Below are 2,500 nucleotides of genomic sequence, written 5' to 3'. Positions count from 1 at the left end.
TTAACAAAACGGAATGGAAAGTCCGGCCATAGTAGGTGATAGCCCTGTATGTGAAAACCGACTGGTGGTACTGAGCTAGAGAAAAGTAGGGCGGCACGAGAAACCCTGTCTGAATATGGGGGGACCATCCTCCAAGGCTAAATACTCATCATCGACCGATAGTGAACCAGTACCGTGAGGGAAAGGCGAAAAGAACCCCGGGAGGGGAGTGAAATAGATCCTGAAACCGCATGCTTACAAAAAGTAGGAGCCCGCAAGGGTGACTGCGTACCTTTTGTATAATGGGTCAGCGACTTACATTCAGTGGCAAGGTTAACCGAATAGGGGAGCCGTAGAGAAATCGAGTCCGAATAGGGCGTCCAGTCGCTGGGTGTAGACCCGAAACCAAGTGATCTATCCATGGCCAGGATGAAGGTGCCGTAACAGGTACTGGAGGTCCGAACCGACTAGTGTTGCAAAACTAGCGGATGAGCTGTGGATAGGGGTGAAAGGCTAAACAAACTTGGAAATAGCTGGTTCTCTCCGAAAATTTTAGGTAGTGCCTCAAGTATTACCTGCGGGGGTAGAGCACTGTTTAGGCTAGGGGGTCATGGCGACTTACCAAACCTATGCAAACTCCGAATACCGCAGAGTACAGCTTGGGAGACAGAGCACCGGGTGCTAACGTCCGGACTCAAGAGGGAAACAACCCAGACCGCCAGCTAAGGTCCCTAAAATTGGCTAAGTGGGAAACGAAGTGGGAAGGCTAAAAGTCAGGATGTTGGCTTAGAAGCAGCCATCATTTAAAGAAAGCGTAATAGCTCACTGATCGAGTCGTCCTGCGCGGAAGATGTAACGGGGCTAAGCCAGTTACCGAAGCTGCGGATTTGCAATTTATTGCAAGTGGTAGGAGAGCGTTCTGTAAGCCTGTGAAGGTGCCTGGTAACGGGTGCTGGAGGTATCAGAAGTGCGAATGCTGACATGAGTAGCGTTAAAGGGGTGAAAAGCCCCCGCCGTAAGCGCAAGGTTTCCTACGCAACGTTCATCGGCGTAGGGTGAGTCGGCCCCTAAGGCGAGGCAGAGATGCGTAGCTGATGGGAAACAGGTCAATATTCCTGTACCGATGTGTAGTGCGATGTGGGGACGGAGAAGGTTAGCTCAGCCAACTGTTGGATATGTTGGTTCAAGCCTGTAGTCGTGCCTGGTAGGCAAATCCGCCGGGCTTAGATGAGGGGTGATAACGAGTCTGCTTGCAGACGAAGTGAGTGATACCCTGCTTCCAGGAAAAGCCACTAAGCTTCAGCTACACACGACCGTACCGCAAACCGACACTGGTGCGCGAGATGAGTATTCTAAGGCGCTTGAGAGAACTCTGGAGAAGGAACTCGGCAAATTGATACCGTAACTTCGGGAGAAGGTATGCCGCAAGTAGGTGAACTTGAACAAAGGGAGCCCAAAGCGGTTGCAAAAAATCGGTGGCTGCGACTGTTTAATAAAAACACAGCACTCTGCAAACACGAAAGTGGACGTATAGGGTGTGACGCCTGCCCGGTGCTGGAAGATTAAATGATGGGTGCAAGCTCTTGATTGAAGTCCCAGTAAACGGCGGCCGTAACTATAACGGTCCTAAGGTAGCGAAATTCCTTGTCGGGTAAGTTCCGACCTGCACGAATGGCGTAACGATGGCCACACTGTCTCCTCCAGAGACTCAGCGAAGTTGAAATGTTTGTGATGATGCAATCTCCCCGCGGAAAGACGGAAAGACCCCATGAACCTTTACTGTAGCTTTGTATTGGATTTTGAACGGATCTGTGTAGGATAGGTGGGAGGCTTTGAAGTGAGGACGCTAGTTCTCATGGAGCCGACGTTGAAATACCACCCTGGTGCGTTTGAGGTTCTAACCCAGGTCCCTTATCGGGATCGGGGACAGTGCATGGTAGGCAGTTTGACTGGGGCGGTCTCCTCCCAAAGCGTAAACGGAGGAGTTCGAAGGTACGCTAGTTACGGTCGGACATCGTGACGATAGTGCAATGGCATAAGCGTGCTTAACTGCGAGACTGACAAGTCGAGCAGATGCGAAAGCAGGACATAGTGATCCGGTGGTTCTGTATGGAAGGGCCATCGCTCAACGGATAAAAGGTACTCTGGGATAACAGGCTGATACCGCCCAAGAGTTCATATCGACGGCGGTGTTTGGCACCTCGATGTCGGCTCATCTCATCCTGGGCTGTAGTCGGTCCCAAGGGTATGGCTGTTCGCCATTTAAAGAGGTACGTGAGCTGGGTTTAAAACGTCGTGAGACAGTTTGGTCCCTATCTTCCGTGGGCGCTGCAGATTTGAGGAAGCCTGCTCCTAGTACGAGAGGACCGGAGTGGACACACTCTGGTGTATCGGTTGTCACGCCAGTGGCATTGCCGAGTAGCTAAGTGTGGAAGAGATAACCGCTGAAAGCATCTAAGCGGGAAACTCGTTTCAAGATGAGATCTGCCGGGGCCTTGAGCCCCTAAAGAGTCGTTCAAGA

At 51.5% G+C, this 2,500-nt stretch carries 1 rRNA gene (cut by a window edge); it reads left to right on the top strand.

Annotation, left to right across the window (positions count from 1 at the left end):
* Positions 1–2,500 (top strand): 23S ribosomal RNA (locus tag CLV01_RS00005) (its annotated part extends 282 nt beyond the left edge of the window); the annotation flags it as partial.

It is taken from the genome of Delftia sp. 60 (assembly GCF_002754395.1).
Lineage (GTDB): Bacteria > Pseudomonadota > Gammaproteobacteria > Burkholderiales > Burkholderiaceae_C > Comamonas > Comamonas acidovorans.
Note: the sequence above shows the minus strand (reverse complement) of the source record. Positions and strands in the feature narration are given on the sequence as shown.